This is a genomic window from Vallitalea okinawensis (assembly GCF_002964605.1).
GTDB classification, from domain to species: domain Bacteria; phylum Bacillota; class Clostridia; order Lachnospirales; family PQDH01; genus Vallitalea_A; species Vallitalea_A okinawensis.
The window spans coordinates 272,423-291,418 of record NZ_PQDH01000002.1; the positions used below are offsets into that span (position 1 = coordinate 272,423).

The 18,996-nt window shown below is 35.8% G+C and carries 19 protein-coding genes and 1 tRNA gene; 3 read left to right on the forward strand and 17 right to left on the reverse strand.

Annotated features, from left to right (window positions below):
• Nucleotides 1-22: 22 nt before the first annotated feature.
• From C1Y58_RS06400 to C1Y58_RS06430, 7 genes are read right to left on the reverse strand one after another with little or no spacing between them, the layout of a single operon-like run.
• The gene (locus C1Y58_RS06400; protein WP_105615186.1) at nucleotides 23-2,287 is read right to left on the reverse strand and encodes an oxidoreductase; all 2,265 of its coding nucleotides are present in this window, start codon (nucleotides 2,285-2,287) and stop codon (nucleotides 23-25) included.
• A gap of 4 nt (nucleotides 2,288-2,291) precedes the next feature.
• Nucleotides 2,292-2,813 (reverse strand): VOC family protein, encoded by a 522-nt coding sequence (locus tag C1Y58_RS06405; RefSeq protein WP_157949984.1) that lies wholly within the window; start codon nucleotides 2,811-2,813, stop codon nucleotides 2,292-2,294.
• Between the two features lie 4 nt (nucleotides 2,814-2,817).
• Complete coding sequence (locus C1Y58_RS06410; protein WP_105615188.1) at nucleotides 2,818-3,609, reverse strand: hypothetical protein; 792 nt, start codon at nucleotides 3,607-3,609, stop codon at nucleotides 2,818-2,820.
• On the reverse strand, nucleotides 3,610-4,617 hold the full coding sequence (locus tag C1Y58_RS06415) for a transketolase family protein (RefSeq protein WP_105615189.1): 1,008 nt from the start codon (nucleotides 4,615-4,617) through the stop codon (nucleotides 3,610-3,612).
• Between the two features lie 2 nt (nucleotides 4,618-4,619).
• Nucleotides 4,620-5,474, reverse strand: coding sequence for a transketolase (locus C1Y58_RS06420; RefSeq protein WP_105615190.1), 855 nt, complete (start codon nucleotides 5,472-5,474; stop codon nucleotides 4,620-4,622).
• A 23-nt stretch (nucleotides 5,475-5,497) separates the two neighbouring features.
• Nucleotides 5,498-6,748: an aminotransferase class III-fold pyridoxal phosphate-dependent enzyme gene (locus C1Y58_RS06425; RefSeq protein ID WP_105615191.1), complete on the reverse strand. Its 1,251-nt coding sequence runs from the start codon at nucleotides 6,746-6,748 to the stop codon at nucleotides 5,498-5,500.
• Between the two features lie 15 nt (nucleotides 6,749-6,763).
• On the reverse strand, nucleotides 6,764-7,519 hold the full coding sequence (locus C1Y58_RS06430) for a hypothetical protein (protein WP_105615192.1): 756 nt from the start codon (nucleotides 7,517-7,519) through the stop codon (nucleotides 6,764-6,766).
• 228 nt (nucleotides 7,520-7,747) lie between these two features.
• Between C1Y58_RS06430 and C1Y58_RS06435 the strand changes: the two genes are divergently transcribed.
• Nucleotides 7,748-8,293 (forward strand): histidine phosphatase family protein, encoded by a 546-nt coding sequence (locus C1Y58_RS06435; RefSeq protein ID WP_157949985.1) that lies wholly within the window; start codon nucleotides 7,748-7,750, stop codon nucleotides 8,291-8,293.
• 57 nt (nucleotides 8,294-8,350) lie between these two features.
• Nucleotides 8,351-8,423 (forward strand) — tRNA-Val (locus C1Y58_RS06440).
• A 53-nt stretch (nucleotides 8,424-8,476) separates the two neighbouring features.
• Here the strand turns inward: C1Y58_RS06440 and C1Y58_RS06445 are convergent.
• The 9 genes from C1Y58_RS06445 to C1Y58_RS06485 all read right to left on the reverse strand — a co-directional run bounded on the left by C1Y58_RS06445 (nucleotide 8,477) and on the right by C1Y58_RS06485 (nucleotide 16,428).
• Nucleotides 8,477-9,151 (reverse strand): hypothetical protein, encoded by a 675-nt coding sequence (locus tag C1Y58_RS06445; RefSeq protein WP_105615194.1) that lies wholly within the window; start codon nucleotides 9,149-9,151, stop codon nucleotides 8,477-8,479.
• Nucleotides 9,152-9,176: 25 nt separating this feature from the next.
• Complete coding sequence (locus C1Y58_RS06450; RefSeq protein WP_105615195.1) at nucleotides 9,177-10,049, reverse strand: AraC family transcriptional regulator; 873 nt, start codon at nucleotides 10,047-10,049, stop codon at nucleotides 9,177-9,179.
• Between the two features lie 11 nt (nucleotides 10,050-10,060).
• Nucleotides 10,061-10,927 carry a transglutaminase domain-containing protein gene (locus C1Y58_RS06455; protein ID WP_105615196.1) on the reverse strand — a complete coding sequence of 289 codons (867 nt, stop codon included), beginning with the start codon at nucleotides 10,925-10,927 and terminating at the stop codon, nucleotides 10,061-10,063.
• Between the two features lie 146 nt (nucleotides 10,928-11,073).
• A complete protein-coding gene (locus C1Y58_RS06460) occupies nucleotides 11,074-11,913 on the reverse strand; it encodes an SDR family NAD(P)-dependent oxidoreductase (protein WP_105615197.1) in 840 nt (279 codons plus the stop codon).
• Between the two features lie 124 nt (nucleotides 11,914-12,037).
• Nucleotides 12,038-12,373, reverse strand: coding sequence for a sulfurtransferase-like selenium metabolism protein YedF (yedF, locus tag C1Y58_RS06465; protein ID WP_105615198.1), 336 nt, complete (start codon nucleotides 12,371-12,373; stop codon nucleotides 12,038-12,040).
• A gap of 162 nt (nucleotides 12,374-12,535) precedes the next feature.
• A complete protein-coding gene (locus tag C1Y58_RS06470) occupies nucleotides 12,536-13,819 on the reverse strand; it encodes a TRAP transporter large permease (RefSeq protein WP_105615199.1) in 1,284 nt (427 codons plus the stop codon).
• Nucleotides 13,819-14,298, reverse strand: coding sequence for a TRAP transporter small permease (locus C1Y58_RS06475; RefSeq protein ID WP_105615200.1), 480 nt, complete (start codon nucleotides 14,296-14,298; stop codon nucleotides 13,819-13,821). Before C1Y58_RS06475 ends, C1Y58_RS06470 begins: the two co-directional genes overlap by 1 nt.
• A 64-nt stretch (nucleotides 14,299-14,362) precedes the next feature.
• Nucleotides 14,363-15,391 carry a TRAP transporter substrate-binding protein DctP gene (dctP, locus tag C1Y58_RS06480; RefSeq protein ID WP_157949986.1) on the reverse strand — a complete coding sequence of 343 codons (1,029 nt, stop codon included), beginning with the start codon at nucleotides 15,389-15,391 and terminating at the stop codon, nucleotides 14,363-14,365.
• Between the two features lie 38 nt (nucleotides 15,392-15,429).
• Entirely contained in the window at nucleotides 15,430-16,428 is a 999-nt protein-coding gene (locus C1Y58_RS06485) for a CehA/McbA family metallohydrolase domain-containing protein (RefSeq protein WP_105615202.1), read from the reverse strand.
• Nucleotides 16,429-16,696: 268 nt separating this feature from the next.
• Between C1Y58_RS06485 and C1Y58_RS06490 the strand changes: the two genes are divergently transcribed.
• Nucleotides 16,697-17,548: a MurR/RpiR family transcriptional regulator gene (locus C1Y58_RS06490; RefSeq protein WP_105615203.1), complete on the forward strand. Its 852-nt coding sequence runs from the start codon at nucleotides 16,697-16,699 to the stop codon at nucleotides 17,546-17,548.
• A gap of 163 nt (nucleotides 17,549-17,711) precedes the next feature.
• Here C1Y58_RS06490 and C1Y58_RS06495 read toward each other — a convergent pair whose 3' ends face one another.
• Nucleotides 17,712-18,971 carry an MFS transporter gene (locus C1Y58_RS06495; RefSeq protein ID WP_105615204.1) on the reverse strand — a complete coding sequence of 420 codons (1,260 nt, stop codon included), beginning with the start codon at nucleotides 18,969-18,971 and terminating at the stop codon, nucleotides 17,712-17,714.
• Nucleotides 18,972-18,996 lie beyond the last annotated feature (25 nt).

Below are 18,996 nucleotides of genomic sequence, written 5' to 3' on the forward strand. Positions count from 1 at the left end.
TACGACATTTTCTACTATTATACTATATAGCATTTCCAATTGCATACCCTGCTTTAACCGCTTCTAGTACACGACCACATATAAAGGCATCTCCAATATTATATATTTCCTTTGCTAATTGCTTTTTATAAACTTCTTCATAGAGCCTCTGATTGGATTGAACTCCTGTACACATGATGACAGCATCTGCATGTATCCTTTCAGTCTCAAGCTCTTCTCTTACCTTCTTTTCTAGAGGATTCTTAATATTATCAGGTAAAACCGGTGACCATGTTACATGTGGTTCAGGAACACTTTTATGAACATTTTTTTGAACAACCACTTCTTGGTTATCAATCTTTAATAGTTTGGTTGCATTCAGTAGTTTTACACCCTTTTTATGAAGATGATAAAGCATGTAACCTCTATTAGAAGTACAACTCTTTCTCATGAAATAATCATCCATTTCAAGGATAGTGACTTTTCTACTCATCTCATAAGCCAACATATAAGCTACCTCGCATCCTACATCAGAACCGCCTACTACAATAACATTTTCAGCATCATTAATCATGGTAGGATCTTTCAAAAACTGAATCCCTGTTATCACATGCTTTTTTCCCCTGCCTTCAATAGGTGGTATCATCATCTTGGAACCAGTGCTAAATACTAGTACTTCAAAACTTTCATCAACTAATAATGTTGCATCAACTTTTGTATTAAGTTGAAGCTTTAACGCATGAGACGCTACTATTTCTTCAACAGACTTATTTAAATAATCCACATAATTTTTTAATTCAAATTTGATATGTGGAACACTACCAGCAAGTAACATCCCCCCAACACGATTATTCTCATCATAGAGGGTTACATCATGCCCTCGCTTGGCAGCTGTAATAGCCGTTATAACACCAGCTGGGCCTCCACCTATAACACCTATCTTTTTCTTGTTTATTATTGGGTTCAATTGATTATGGAAACAATCTTCAAACCCTGCTCGTGGATTAACGGCGCAATGGGGATGCCCTCCAGTGGCTAATTGCCCTAAACAACCTTCATGATCACCAATACAAGGTCGTATACTGGAAACTCTCCCTGAATAAACCTTATTTGGCCATTCTGGGTCTGCTAATAATGATCTTGCTAGCATGACCATATCACAAAGCCCATCTCTTAAAGCTTGCTCAGCTAAATCAGGGAAACCCAATTTACCTACGGCTATAACCGGCACCGGTAAGCCCGTATTACTTATAACTTGATTAGCTTCAAAATGTTCTTTAACGCGTTTGGCTACAGATAAGTAAGCTCCTGGTGGCATACCGTTTGGTGGATGAGGCATCCACCAATTTTCATACCCCCCTATATCAACATCGAAAACATCTACTCCTTCTTTGACAAGAGTCTCCATGTAGCTTAAAGTCTCTTCAGGTAACCTTCCATTTTTAAATTTTTTTAAAACACTATTTTTTTTAATCTCCTTACCGTAGGTCTCGTGTAAGCAAAGGGATAGATCAATACGATAGTGAATAGGGTATTTTTCACCACATCTAAGTCGGATTTCTCTAACTAAGTCTATCCCAAAATTTTGCCTATTAGCATAACGACCTAGCTTCCTACGATTAAAAGCAGTATCTGTCATCTGCTCAATCAAATAGCCTGAATGACCATGGAGATAGACGCCATCAATTCCAATTTCCTTAGCATCAGCTGCAGCCTGACCTGTATTCTTAATTATTTTCTTTATAGCCAAATCTGAAAGGGGGCGGCAAGGAGCATCGGGCATATACCAATTAGGGTTCCATGAAGATGAAACAGGCAATTTCTTTTTCTTTAAGATGCATTCAGGATTACCTACTCGCCCCATACCAGGTGATAGTTGAATGAAAAAATGTGAGCCATAAGCATGGCAACCTTCAACGACATCTTTCCACCCTGCCAAATTACTTCTATGAGAATCAATCCGAGGAAATATACCTGTATCATCCAAATCACCTACAGAAGGATCTCGTTTATAATCCACAGGAACCATACCACTCGTAATTAGTCCCACGCCGCCCTTAGCCCTTTCTTCAAAGTACTTTTTCATTTTTACCCCTGGCTTGCCAGTTTCATCTGACATGGCGACGTTACCCATTGGACCCATAACAATACGATTCTTAATACAGAGGTGATTGATTTTAATCGGTTCAAAAAGCTTTTGGTAGGGGTATAACTTATTCGTCATAACCCCTTTACCTAATATCCGTTCATCTTTAAACCAATCACCAAACGTATCCGTTAATTGTTTTAAATGCTCATCATTCCTCATGAGTTCACTCCTTCAATCGGTAGTATTTCTTAAAGGAACCATGCTTCATCACTCGCCCAACTATACCACCTAAAAGTCTTATCGCATGATAATTAAACTTTAAGTCCATTATCTCAATCAGATTACCATCTGGATCTTTCAAAAATACCCAATCTGAGCCATTATTTTTTTGAGGTTCTGAATAAAACTGAACACCTTTAGCTTTTAAGCATTGATAAACTTTATTGACGTTCTTCACATCCAGTGCAACATGGGTATAACCTGGCTGATTCCACTTCACTTTACTCTTTTCAAGGGTTGGCGAAAACTCAAAGATTTCTATAACACCACCCTTTGGAAACCTTAAAAAGCCTATTCTTATAGAGGTATCTTTTAATCCATAAAGTTCATATAAACCTTCAACCTGCTCTTTATCCAAATGTAATTCACTGATTAAATAGCAACCAAATGTATCATGATACCATCTTACTGCATTCTCGAAGTCAGTAACTGTTACACCTACATGGCTTAACGAACGCGCTTTCACATAATCACCCTCCCTTTGCATAACTGCCAATCATCATCATGAAATCGCCGATCATAGCCCCATATTCAGGTGCACCTTCCATTATCATTTTACCTTTTACAGTAGCATCCAAGAAATCATCAATTTGTAGTAGTATGCCTAATGCACTTTCTACATCACTAAACCGCATGGTGAAAAAGGGCTTTGAACGTTTATACTCACCTCGACATGCTTTTGTTTTACCAGCTTTCACACGGATATAAGCTGATAGGTCTGGTCGATCATTCACAGCCCAAGCATATACCCGATCTGGACTTTTCTTGGCCCATTTACTTACCTCTGGATGAGTGGCTTTATTCAATTGGCTAACGCCAGAGGATAAGAGATAAAAGTATAGTTTCACTAAGAGCTCCTTTTCATCTTCATCCTTAGGAACATTCACTGCACCAAGCAGGTTAGCCATACTTAAGAGGGCTTTTAGGAACTTAATCAATAAACCTACATGATACCACCCAATGATTTTGGGTAGCTTTTTGCTAGTACCACTAAAAAAGCCATTCAATGCTTCCATGGAAGGAAATTGGAGATCTATATCTGCTTCATTTGTAATTCCCTTAACCACTTGCCACTGACCATCTTCTACTATAAAATGGGTGCCTACTTTTTCTTTACCATTTAAGGCACTGACCTGAAGAACAGTATTCATACCTTGGAAACTTTTTGTAAGACCAGGTTTGGACTCAACGATTACCTTCAGAAGTGGTAAAGCACCATTCAAAAATATTCGATTAGCATATAATACATCTGAGGTACTCATCTATACTTCATCCTCCCAGTCCTCATCTTCTTCAAAATCCCTTCCCATCAATTCTCTAACATTGTCCACTATACCATTGGCGTCAATCTGATAATGAGCCATTAAATCTTCGTGAAGACCTATAACAGAAAATTCATCAGGTATACCTAAGCGCATAAAGGCACATGCTTTACCACTCTCTGATATAACCTCTGATACAGCACTTCCTAGCCCACCAATGATATTGTGATCTTCTACAGTAACTATTCTTCTTGTTTCATGTAAAGCCTTTAAAATCATCTCCTTATCTACAGGTTTAATCGTATGCATATTGATAACTCTCGCCTTAATACCGTCCACTTGATCTAGAATACTTGCTGCTTGAATGGCTTGATAAACAGTAGAACCACAGCCAATAATCGTAATGTCCGTTCCATCAGTCATTTGAATCCCCTTGCCGATTTCAAAACCATAGTCAGCATTTTGGAATACCTTTTGATCAAATCCCCGATTAATTCGAATATAGACAGGTCCTTCTTTTTCGTAGGCTGCAACCACAGCATTAGCTGTTTCCATGCCATCTGCTGGGACGATCACTGTACAATTGGCCATAGCACGCATGATAGATAAATCCTCAGTACAATGATGGGTAGAGCCTGCTTGCCCGAAAGATACCCCTGCATGAGTAGCAATCATTTTAACATTAGCATTCTGATAACATATATCTGTATGTACTTGATCAAGACCTCTCATGGATGTAAAAATAGCAAAGGTTGATACAAATGGAATAAGACCTGCTTTTGCCATACCTGCAGCTACACCAAATAAGTTCTGCTCCGCAATGCCCATATTAAAGAACCGATCTGGATGGGCTTCTGCAAAAACACCTATCTTAGTGGATTTAGCGAGATCAGCTGATAGCCCAACCACTTCTTGATGTTTATTCCCTAATTCCTTTAATGTTCTGCCATATACTTCTGCAGTGGATAAGTCTGTAGTATCAAAAACTGTATAGGTGAGACCTGCCATTTTTACACCCCTTCCACTCTCTTATTATAGTGACGCAAAAGACTTTCTTTACTAAGCTTAATCTTCTCCGAATCCAAACCACCATAATGCCATCTATAGTTATTCTCTATAAAATCGATTCCGCATCCTTTTACAGTTCTAGCTATGATAACGACAGGTTTCTCATGATGATCATGGGCATAATCAATAGCATCAGCCAGCTGGTTAAAATCATGGCCCTCAACCTCAATGACATGAAAGCCAAAAGCCTCCCACTTATCTTTAAAAGGTTCTAGAGACATCACATCTTCTGTAGCCCCATCCATCATCAAGCCGTTACGATCAACAAAAGTAACTAAATTCGTTACATTGTAGTGTGCAATAGCCATGGCAGCCTCCCATACTGCCCCTTCATCACACTCACCGTCACCAAGTAGGCAATAGGTCATATAAGTCTTATTCCTAACTCTGGCTGCTAAAGCAGTCCCTAAAGCAATGGGTAACCCATGACCTAAAGAACCCGTCGAGGCATCTAATCCTACAACCTTTCTCGAGTCCAAATGCATCCCTAAATTAGAACCAAAATGATTATATTCTTTTAAATCTTCTTTACTAAAAAACCCCTTATCCGCTAATACAGGTGCAAAACCAACCCCGACATGACCCTTGCTCAGTATAAAACGATCCCTATCCTCCCAATTTGGATTCTTTGGATCAACAGACATATACTTATGATAGAGAATCGTAAAAATATCCATGGCACTAAGCGCTCCCCCAATATGACCACTTCCCGCCCAGACAACAGTATCTACACATAACTCTCGTAATTCATGAGCCTTCTTCTCAAGCATTAATAATTCTTGAGCTTGTAATCCCATTTACTTTCTCCTTTCAATCCTTTTTACATTCTATGTCTACTATGAAGAATTCTGAATGCCTCATCTGCAACTTCTAATGAATAGTCAATATCCTCCTCGGATACAGCACAGTTCATAAATAAATTATGATGATTGGTAAAGAATATGCCCCGACGTACACATTCTGCTACCCATTCTTGGTGGAGCATTAATGAATTATCATCCGTAATACGCATATACCACATAGATGGATGCCCTGATATTTTTAAGTTAAATCCATTGGCTTTAGCTGCATCTTTAAGCCCCGTTGTTAAAGCTACGCCTCTCTTATCCATGATCTCTGGTCCATTAATGGTTTTAAGTTTATTGATAGTTGCTATACCCGCTGCAAATGGAACTGCTGACAGCCAATAGCTGCCTGTATACATAACAGAAGCTGCTGCATCTTTAAGGTCATCAATCCCACATATCGCCGAAAAGTTGAAACCATTACCTAGAGCTTTACAAAAACACATAAGGTCTGCTTTAAATCCAAAATAATGATCAGAGCCTTTAACATCTAAACGAAAACCACATCGTACATCATCTATGGCAAGTACAATACCTTCTTTGGTACATAGGTTTCTAATTTTTTGCCAGTACCCCTTTTCTGGCAATTGGTTATCTTCAAAAATAGGATGATGATAAGGTGTTGCAAGAAAACAAGCAATTTCACCTTTATGTTCTTTAACAATCCTTTCAAACTGCTCATAATCGTTCCAATTCACATAGAGATTGTTATCCACATCTTCTGGTGTAATGCCTGGATAACCTAATTTCTGGGTCCATGGTGCTACCCCATGATAACCCCCTTTAACAAGAACCACTTTTTTACGACCTGTTGCTGCTCTGGCAATCATTAAGGCAAAACTTGTGGTATCGCCACCATTCTTTGCAAAGAAAGTCCAATCAGCCATTTCCACTGTATCAACCATCAGCTCAGCTAAATCAACCATAACTGACGAAGGTGATGTGACACAATTACTAAGCTTTAGCTGTTCTTTAGCTGCTTGATCCACATCTTCATCGTTATAACCTAATACATTAGGACCATAAGCACACATATAGTCAATGAATCGATTCCCATCCACATCCCAGAAATAAGCACCTTTAGCTTTGGATGAAAAAACAGGATAGGCGTCAACTGGGATAAAACAGCTTTCTGCTGGGCCTAAATGTCCGTATACACCTGATGGAAGGACTTTTAAGGCACGTTGAAATAATTCTTTACTTTTAGGATATTTATAAGGTTCCATATAACCCTCCTTTCATCAGCTTAGATAAAACGGTACTTGAGCTAATAACTTATTCATGTTATCCAACATAGGAATAAATCCTCTCATCTGTAAGTCACCAGTAGCAATGCATGAGTAAGAATCAATCTTTCCATTGAGTATACTATTGGCTGTCTCCAAGTTCTTAAAAGTCATAGAAGCACGATACTGTTTAGGAATACCTTTTCTAACATTCAGCTTTCCATCCCCTGCTTCAATGTATAAAGCCGGTCCTTGATCTACTGCAATCATGATATTGCCATTAGGTATTCTTCCTGCATTCATTTTACCTATTGGGTCAGTATTGCCAATTTCACCAAGAGCGTAAAAAGCAGCATAAGCACTTAAATAGGTATTAATTTTAAAGTAAGTTGGATTTTTAAGAAGTTCATCATTTGGACGTAGATAATAAGATAATCTTTCCGTTAATGTGATAAAGTCATTTGTGAGAAATTTAAGATGGGTAAAACCTTTGAGCGGTATGGGATTAGCTTTCCCTTCAATCATTTGATTAAAGTGTTCAGGTGATTTGAAATAAAGTTTAATGTTAGATTTGCCGTGTTTACAGGTAAATGAACATTTACCTTTGTCAAAGATTAGCCGTGCATAGGGACCATTTTTGATTGTAAAGCTGATTGTAATCTGTTGATCCTGGATGAGCTCCTTAGACGATTCATCAAACTTACAGAGCTCAACAAGATTTTGAAGGACCGCAAACAGATTAATATTTGCCATGGTCAAAGCATCCTTCAATCTACTCCCCCCTTATTCCTTTACATTTTTTGATCTGAGTAAATCATTTTGTAAATATCGAGCGAGTACTCACTCTTAAATTATATTACAAATATATGCCAATTACAAGACTTTAGAATTATTCTTTTACTTTAATGCTTGTATTTTACTTCTTTACTGAAGTATTATATAATAATATGGACGCTTTTAACTATCTTAATGGTTGATTAGGTACAAGGAGGAATGAAGATGGCTACGAAAATCACTTATTTTGCACATAGTACAACAACTGATAATATAAAAGGCTTAAGCACTGGTTGGGCTCAAGGTGAACTCTCTGAATTAGGTATTCAACAGGCTAAAGAGTTGGCTCAATTGGTAAAGGATAAAAATTTTGATATTATCATATGCTCCGATTTAAAAAGGGCTATTGACTCCACTAATATTGTATTTGCGGGACATACTCATATTGTTAAAGACGAAAGATTAAGAGAAGCTAATTATGGTGATTTAACATTAGAACATAAAAGCAAGTTTGAGCCTGATACTACTTACATAAACCAACCATTCCCAAATGGTGAGAGTTTTAAAGATGTAGAAAAGAGAATACATGATCTTCTATTGGATATAAAAGATAAGTATAACGGAAAAAATATCGCCTTCGTAGCACATCGCGCACCTCAATTGGCTCTTGATGTCATCATCAAAAAAATAACCTGGGAAGAAGCCATTCGTCAGGATTGGAGAGAACATAAGAAGTGGCAGCCAGGTTGGGAGTATGAGCTAAAAATTTAGTAATTCAGTATTGAAATTATTGGTAATACATGCTATAATACCTCATATCAATAACATGGGAAATTAACTCAGCTGGTAGAGTGTCTCCTTGACGTGGAGGAAGTCATCGGTTCGAGTCCGGTATTTCCCATTATGAAATGAACCCCTGATTTTCAGGGGTTCTTTCTATTGTTTCCTTTATTTCTATCCTTTTTTCTTAGCTTCCATTGATTCATTGATATGAACGAAATGATGACGTGTGGCTGGCATAAGCAAGATGCCTGCTACTGTTTTTTTGCCCCAGAAGTCAAGTAACCAAAGAGCTTCTTCATGATTTGCTACTGCTCCTAGTTCCATGATCTTTATAAGACCGCTTTCAAGGACTTTTACTTTTAGATCTTTATAGTCTAGTGAAGCAACAATCTTTCGTGTCTTTTTTCCAACAGCGTTTCTGTAACCTCTTAATGACTGTATATCTATTGATTCACTGAAATTGAGTATGCCTTCTGAATCTAATGCATTACCTGTATCATAGATGGATGAATTAATTCTCTCTTTCCAATTTTCTTGATCAATCACCTGCTCTTCTCCAGCAACAAGAAGATTCATGGTGATGTCTTCAATACGTGCTGAATGCCACATACCATAAGCAACGGTTCGACCTTTTTTATTCTGTCCTTTTCGGAAAGAGGTATCATTTAAATCTTCCCATAATTCGTCTTCAAAGGTTCTACCTTCTAAGCCAGACACCTCTGAAGCATGTACTCCAGCGTGTTGATCCATAAATAACACTATACTCTCTTCAAAAGTTGACTCCTTCTTGAATAACTCTCTTAACTGTTTCTGATTTTCATTCCATGTTTTTCTCGTGAACTCCACTGTTTATCACCTTCTATTATAACTTTTATAATATCTCATCTGCTTTAGCAAGAATCGGTATATAAAGGTCAGCAACAAGTTTTCCTTGATGAGAATAGTAATATTCTATATCGTGAGTTCCAGCATGTTTATATGATGATTCATTGAGCCAGATGGTATAAATATAGTCCCAAGTTTTCTGTACACTTTCAGTTATTGGTCCGATGGTTTTGAATATTGCATAGAGTGAGCCTTCTAGCTTATGAACAGTCATATTTTCAGGAACATGATCAGTTGAATGCACTTCATGTCCAATCATATAGTCGAAGTTAACTCCCTCTGATGGTATACAAATGCCCATGCACTCATTTTCATATTTACTATCTTTAATTTGCTCCCATGCCCTCTCCTTAACCCATTCATTCCATAGTAATGGGATCTCTTTAAGATTACTGCCATCTGCTTTCATCTGATATTTCTTACCAATTACATATCTATTAGGTAATTTACGATATGCTGGCTGCATACCTTCTGTTCTTTGTTTATATTGAAACATCATATAATCAAAAGTGATAGGTTCTCTTATATGGTACAAAGCACAATTTTGTCTCACTTCAGAAGGATTTCTCCCATAGACTTGTTTAAAAGCTCTACTAAAGGCTTCCCTTGATTGATAACCATATTTGACTGCGATATCAATTACAGGTTCATTGGTATGTGTTAATTCTTTCGCCGCTTCAGTAATTCTTCTTTTTCTTATATAATCTTTGATGGAATCACCTACTGTACCTTTAAAGATACGTTGGAAATGATAAAGTGAATAACCAACTTCTCTAGCAAGGACAGCTAAATCAATGTCATCATTCAAATGTTTTTCTATATAATCTAATGCTTTTTCGAGTGCGTTAAGATATGACATCTAACCCCCACCTATTTTAAACAATTAATAACTTCATTTAAATTATCTGGTACTTTTATTGTATCATGTTCCGTTACAAATGTGTATAAAGCATCAAAATCACCATCTACATGTAGAGCATATTCAGCTAACTGATCCATGATCAAATAGTCTTTTTCACTCCATTCAGAAACTGGTAAGCTCTTATATCCTTTCCAACTATCCCATGGTTGCATGGGCATCTTTACTAATGCATTAGCATCAAGGAGTAGGTTACTAATTAAATACTCATAACCCCACCATTTAAATATCCCAAATAGTTCAGGATTCACTTTACCTTCACGGCACATCTTCCAAGCCCTTGGTGCAATAATAAAATCGCCATTACCTACATCCAATGAATTAAAAGATATCCCCAATTCATTTTGCTGAAAATCATCAAGTTGTGCATCCACTAAAATCCACCGTTTTTTATCTTCACACCAATACTCTAGAACCCAGTGGTCAATATATTTATCTTTTTCAAAATAAGTAGCGAAGCCACATCGTGCCCTTGCTGGAATACCGACTTCTCTACAAAGAGCAGCTGCAACAACTGAAAAGTCACGACATATTGAAATCATTTTATCTTTCAATTCTTTTTGATCCGTTATGTGTTCATATCCTACTTTATTTAAATGAATTAGCTTTTCTTCTACACTTCTTACCCAAGGCTCTTTGACATTTTCTTCATCTAACTCTATTCCGTACCGTTTTGCCCAATGTTGATGCAATAGAATATTTTGTACAGTTAAAACGATACCTTTTATATCATGAGGTAGGTCTATAACCATATGTTGATTAGTCTTTATCTCAGTCATCCTACCATGTGCCTTATAATAATCAAGTATTTTTTCCATTCAAAAATACCTCCACTCACTTAACATTTTTTATAACATATTTTGAAGATATATACCAACATATTGTTATACGATGATACGCACTAAAACTACCAATATATAAATCACTATTTAGACTAACATACATTAATTACTAGTTTATTTTATTAACAAGTTTCTACTGTTAATGGAGTTGGCTGTTTCCCGTCTATATCTGTAAAACCATATTCGCTTGCTAATTTTGCAGCTATGCATACCTTTCCAGTCTTTGTTATTACATTTGAATCTAATGCCAATGCAACTACAGCTCTACCTATAAATTCAGGAGATTCAGAATTAGATAAGTCTAAGTAATCCTGAGCCGCTAAAACCGATTCTGTTCTTACTAAACCTGGATATAGAGAGATTACAGTAACATTATATTTTTCAAGTTCATAAGCCATCGTTGCAGTCATTTTATCAGTAGCAGCCTTTGCAGTTCCATAAGCAACACCTCTATCATTCTTTTGTGAAGCCCAGAATGAAATATTTACAATCAAACTAGAGTTTTGTTTAATCATAGTTGGTGCTGCTAAGTGGCTTGTCACATAATGTGCCCTAACACCAGCATCAAACATACTATTCCAACGTGAGATGGGAATCGTCCAAAATTCTTCTTCTTTCCAAAATTCAGTACCATTATTAAAATGTTCATATCCTCCCCAAACATTGTTCACAAGTATATCAATTTTTCCGTGTTCAGTATTTATTATATTAATAACTTTTTCTACTTCTAAGTCAATAGTATGATCACACTTTAAGCCAAAAGCCATACCTCCATATTTTCTTACTTCATTTTCAGTTTCACTTAACGATCCTGCAAGTTTAACTGCACCTTTATACTCATTTTCCGTTCTTCCAGTAAAATAAACTGTCGCTCCAGCTTTTGCAAGGGCAATTACAATCCCTTTACCAATGCCTCTAGTTGCACCTGTAACAAGTGCTACTTTCCCATTTAAACCTTTCATATCTACTCACCTCTCTTATGGCATAATAAAAATTTAGCTGACATAAGTATATCAATCAATATAACTGAATGAGTGATATTTTGTGCGATAAGTATAAAAAAAGAGAAGGCTTTAAGCCTTCCCTCTATACCGTGATGACTTTATCATAAGTCATCATTAGTTCTACTATTTCTCCCATATCTGTACTACGTCCAACTTTCACTTGATCAGCTAAATGATAATGGTTAAGGCAGGTTCCACATGCTAGGATATCTACCCCTTTCTCATAAAGACCATTTAAAGCATCTAATACCATTGAACCTTTAGCAACAAGCTTAGCTCCCGAATTATAGCAGACAATCGTGTCAGGCATTTCATCGCGAACCCATAGTTTTTTAAGGTAAGCACCCATCAGTCTTTTGCCTAGTTCATCATCACCTTTACCGAAAGATTCATTATTGATTACTATTAACGTTTTCATTCTAATACTCCCATCTAAATGTCTATTGCTATAGAACAACTCTATACAGTATACACTATTACAACGTCATTTTACAATAAGAAAGCGATAAACAGAAATACTTAGACTCTACAAAGCACCTATACCAATACTCGTATAGGTGCTTTGATATTAAGATTAACCTTACATTAATAACTCTGGTAAGAATGTTACTAAACCTGGTAAGAATGTAATCAAGAGTGCTGAGGCTATCAATGCTATGATGAATGGCCATCCTTTTCTCAAGAACTCTACAACTGAAACTTCACTAATGGTACATGTAAGATACATAATCGAACCAAATGGTGGTGTTATTCCTCCTACAGCTATGGTACAGATCATAACGAAACCAAAGTGGATTGGATCTATTCCTATGGCTTGTGATGCTGGGAATAGAAGTGGAGTTGCAATCATTAATAATGCAGTTCCTTCTAAGAACATTCCCATGATTAATAAGAAGGCATTTATCATTAGTAGGAATAATATTTTATTATCTGTAAAATTAACTATCATTTCTGTAAGTACTTGTGGTATTCTCTCCCATGATAAATAGGCTCCAAAAACATTAGCAGCTATAATAACAAACATGATTGAAGATGTTGCTATAACTGATTCAATGAGTATCTTAGGTAGATCTTTGATGGATAACTCTTTATAAACGAATAATCCGATAAATAAGCAAACGAATATAATAACAGCTCCTGCTTCAGTAGGAGTAAAAAATCCAAATCGTAATCCGAATATAATCATTATTGGCATAAACAATGCCCAGACACATTCTTTAAAACTCACCCAAATTTCTTTTAAAGTAGCTCTCTTTTCTCTGCTTGGTTTATAGCCTTCTTTCTTGGAGATTATCGCCACAGTTGCTATTAATGTAAGGCACATAACAAGTCCAGGGATAAACCCGCCTAGAAACATCTTACCGACAGATGAATTAGTAATTACAGCATATATAATCAAGGATACTCCTGGTGGAATAATTGGACTGATTAATGATGAGGCCGCTGTTACTGCTGTAGAAAATCCACGGTTATAGCCTGCTTTATCCATTTGAGGAACTAAGATTTTACATTGCATTGCTGCATCTGCACTGGCTGAGCCTGAGATACCTCCTAGTAGTGTACTAAGCAATACGTTAACATGACCAAGCCCACCACTCATATGCCCAGTCAATGTATCACAAAACTTCATCAACCTTTTACTTATACCAGAATAGTTCATAATGACACCAATCGTAACAAAAAAAGGAACTGCTAATAACGTAAATGATTCATTAGATGCTACCATCTTTTGGACAACTAAATGGATCGGTAGTGACTGATCAAAGAAAACAAAATAGGCAAAAGTTGAAATCAGCATTGAAATCGCAACAGGTATTTCTAACAAAAATAACACAAAACATAAGATAATAGGTAGTATTACCATTACGCAGCCCCCCTCCCTTTTCTGATGTCATTGACTATATTTCTTATTAAATGAATTGTCATAAACAAGAAGCCCAGAATAACGGATAAGTCAATATAGAAATAAGAAATGTTTAATAAGGATGTTGTCTTTTGAATTGCTCCCATTGCTAATATATAAGCGTAGTAGATTATGTACATATTGAATAGCAAGACCACTATGTCTGTCACTATATTAAGCACTCGCTTTATTTTCTCTGGTAATGTGCTAACGATAAAATCTATTCGTATATGTTTGCTACGTTTATAAACAACACTAATACCTAGAAATGTTACCCATACAAATCCTGTAATCGCCAATTCTTCTAGTTGACCAAAACGCTTTCCAATAGTCCACCCTAAAAATGTATTAATCATTACAGCAATTATCGTAACACTTAAAGCAATAGAGCAGATGATTTCTTCAAGATTATTGAGTATGAGCTTTGCTTTCGTCCTCATCTTTAATGCCCCCCTAAATAATATCAGGGTATATTTCCTAGGGAGATATACCCTGAACCTTGTTCTACTTGTTAACTTCAGCTATTGTATCAAGCAGCTCTTGACCAATTTCATATTCAAGTACAATGGATTTAGTTGCTTCTTGGAAAGAAGACTTATCCACTTCATTAAATGTAACACCTTCAGCCATTAACTTCTCTTTAAACTCACTATCAGCTTTCTTAGCTAAATCATTTTGTACAACCTCTGCCTTAGCAATTTCTTCTGTGATGATTTCTTTGTATTCAGTAGGTAGTGTATCCCAATACTTAGTACCAATAAAAACACCAGATAAATCAATAATATGGGCCGTTTCTGTAACTACATTTTTAACCTCGAACATTTTAGCATTATAGATATTATTAGAAGTTCCTTCGATCGCGTCTACAACTCCTTGTTGTAATGATGTATATGTCTCACTCCAGTTGATACTAGATGGATTAGTATTCATGAGTTCAAAAGGTTTAACAAATACAGGGTTACCAGGAACTCGAATCTTTAAGTTCTCAATATCTTCAACTGAATTAACAGGGTAATCAGTAAGTAGATTTCTAAATCCTGATACAAAATTCAATGATAATGTATGGATTCCAGCTGCATCAGCCTCTTCTTTTAGTTTACTAATAACTTCTGTATCCATTAATGCACTATACTCTTCAAAAGAACCGTATAAGAATGGTGCTTGTAAAGCTGCAAAATTTGGAACATAATCTGAAAATTGACCTGGTGATGAATAGAAAATATATGGTGCACCAGCTATAACTGACTCAACTCCATCTTGATAAGATGATAACTCACCATTTGGATAAATTTGAATGTCAACCTTGCCACTTGTTCTTTCTTTAATCTTATCAGATGCGCCTTGTAGAGATATATGTACAGGATGATCGGTGGCAAGTACATGTCCAAGTTTAATAACATATTCTTCACCACTATCATTTTCTGCTTTACTATTCGTTTCGACTTGCTTATCGCTGGCTTCTTCCTGCCCACAACCTGTAAAAATACCAACTACTAAAATTAAACTCATTAAAATTGATAAAATCTTCTTCATTATTAACCCTCCCATAGTAAATTAGTTGCTTATATTATTTATAAGAAGATTGGATTTGTCCATGCTTTATTACCATTAAAATCAGTACATTCAACGCGAACATATCGCTCATCTCCGAATAATCTATACTCTGCAGCCGTTAAGCCTTCTTCATAGTTAAAAGACGACCAACCCCTTCGGTCGTAAGTTATAAAATCAATTCGTTTTACTTTGGAACATTTTACATTAACACAATTATCAATGATTTGATATTCTAGAATCTCAGGACCTGTTGATGAATAAAATCGACCTTCTTTAAGTGCCATTGCTATACTATTTTTTGTTAGGTCTTTTGCTTTTACACATACCCACCCTTTGCAAGAAGCCCATCTCTCATGATCTTCCAAAATCTTTTTACCACCAGGTATGTTAATGACATCTTTATTGTGATTATCATCTGCAGCAAATCCCCATACTTTCATACCCTTTCTTAATAATAAATCCCAATAAACGACGCCCGTTCCTGTGTCATCACCATCAACAGCACATTGAGAATTATAGATTTCCAATGCAAAATAGTGGTCGATATTTAATAAATCTTCTGGTAATAATCTAGACCAGATGGGATGATTCACTGTTACCATAACCCCTCGATTTATTAATGTATTCACCAGCTCTTGAGTATTTGAATGATATGTATCCAAATCATTCAAAAGAGGTCTCATTATCTCACCTTTTTCGAACTTGTTACCATTCTCTTCATCATTAGGGCCTGATAAGCACAATAAGTGATATCCTCGAAAGTCTCCGCATTTATCTGGACTAGATGAAAGTAATGACTTTATCTCCATTCCTGGATACACGAGAAACTCTTCATCGTTTAGGTGATCTAAATCAGTAAACACATCGTGATCAGTAAAAGCCACGAAGGAATAACCGTTTCTTTTATAGATATCTTTGATTTCCTCAGGTGTATATGTACCATCAGAAACAGTTGTATGGCAATGCAAATTCCCTTTGAACCAAATTCCTTCATTTTCAAAGTTGTTAAAATTCACTGATTCACCTCATTTCAGTTTAAAATCCATGATCATTCAAAATACATAATTACTTTTCACAATCAAATACTATCACGTCATAGAATTTATGTCAATACTTTTATATTAATTAATGAATAAAATTCTTTGATTGTGCGTTTTGTATTGTTTATTGTGATTTTTATAACGATATCTATCCTTTATTACCAATATAATCAGGATTTTCATCGAATTCTATTGAATAAAATTCGATGGGATGCTATAGTTATAATGAAAGGAGAGCTGTCAAATGCCTTCATATCAGAATCCGTATTTAATATTAAAGAATTTGTATCCCAATATGTATAACGTTGAAAAAAAGATTGCTGACTTTATTTTAGAAAATAAAGGATTAGTATCTTCAATGACAATTGCACATATTGCAAAAGAACTCAAAATAGCTGAATCCAGTATCGTTAGATTTAGCCAAACTCTTGGCTATTCAGGCTTTACTGCATTAAAACTAAGTTTAGTGCGACACTCTGATAATTCAAGTTCTTCAATCTATGAAGATATTGATTTAGATGACGATATGGTCACAGTTACCAAAAAAGTATTTAACGGTAATATTAGCGTCCTTCAAGATTCATTGAATATGATCGACTTTGAGAAAATCAAAGAAGCCATTGATGCTATCGATAATGCTAAGAAAATTATTTTCTATGGTGTCGGTTCCTCCTCTACCATAGCTAATGATTTTTATTATCGCTTCATGCGAATCGGTTTACCTGCTCAAGCTATAACTGATCCTCATATCAGTTATTTATCTGCAAGTCTATTGGATGAGGATTGTGTAGCAATTGCCATATCTCATACGGGAAGAACTAAAGAAATTATAGATAATATGAAGATGGCTAAAAGTAAGAATGCTACGACTATATCTGTTACAAGTTTTCTTAAAAGTCCTTTGAATGACTGCTCCGATATCGTGTTATGTATTTCATCGAAGGAAATTGAATCTTTAAATGAAGCTATAGCATCAAGAATTGCTCACATCACACTCCTTGATAGCATCTATGCTGGACTTGCCCTCAAACGGAAAGATAAAGTACTACCACTCATTCAAAACATGAATGATATTTTACAAAGGTCACGTCTATAGCTTAAATAAACCAAAAGACCCTATATCAAACTTGATTCTTCATTACTATAATCAAGTTTAATATAGGGTCTTTCTTATTTTGGAATAAGAAAGTTCGCGTTTTGCTCGCAAGGTACCGTACTTTCCTATTCCAGTTTTAACGTGGCGGTAGCCGCTTTTGTACTTATAACATCACTTCTTGCTTTTGATTCACTCTTAGATGATTCATTACCATAGCTATTATTCCAACAGATGTAATGGCTATCCATAATACCAATACGCCATTCCATCCAAATTGGTCAACAATAAGCCCTGTAATAGATGCAGTTAATCCAGCTGCCATATAGGAGACAAAATCTAAAAAGCCGGCTATAGATGATGTCTTATTATATTTTGCATACTTCATCGGTATAGAACCTAATAAAATAGTATTTGATCCATACATCATAGCAGATGATAAGGATAGAAATAATAAACCTAAGACGGCACTAAAACCTCCAACTTTAACCAATCCTATGTTCGTTAAAATTGATATAATAAATAAGACACTGATTGTAATCTGATCTTGATTTTTATACTTTTTGCTTAGCCATCCAGCAAAAAGCATACCAATGAAGTTCATGAAAGGAATAAGCAATATTAATCCTACAGTCGACTTCAAATCCAAACCTTGGGTTTCCATCAAATACATAGGTCCCCAAAGTGATATACCTTCCTTTACTATTCCCTTTGCTGCACATGCAACAACAACATACCAAAGTTTTGATTGATTAACCACTTTCCAAAAGGATACGGAGTCTTTCTTAGAATCTTCTACATTACTTTCTTTTTTAAAGTACTTTTCGTTAGGATCTTTAAATCCAACATCTATTGGATGATTACGAATCCCAGTCACCCAAATAATCGCATAAATTAATAAGAAAATTCCGGGGGACCAAAAAGCCCATTTCCAGTTTGTCTGTTCAATGATTATGCCAGCTAATCCCCATGCTAAAATATAGCCTCCAACCATGGATGTGGATATGAGGGTTGCCGTTTTCCCTCGTTTTTTATTTTCATTCCAAAAAGACAATGTTTTGATCATAGGTCCCCAAATCATGGATTGAAAATAACCATTTATTCCCCATAGAACAACCATTACAATTAAACTTGTTGCAAAACCAAAACAAATATTGGTTATAGCAATTAAAACAACTCCTGCAAATATGTAGAGTCTACTCGATACTTTATCACCTATATAGCCATTAATTAAATGCCCAATACCATATACCCAAAAAAATACACTACCAATCATACCAACTTGCGTTTTACTCCACCCAAAAGCATTTTGAATTTCAGGTAGTGCCACAGATATATTTACACGTCCAAAATAAACACTGGCATAGACTATCCAACATAAAATAAAAATCTTTATCTGCCATTTCTCAAATGCACTTTTTCTCATTTTCGAATCCTTTCTTTTAACGATA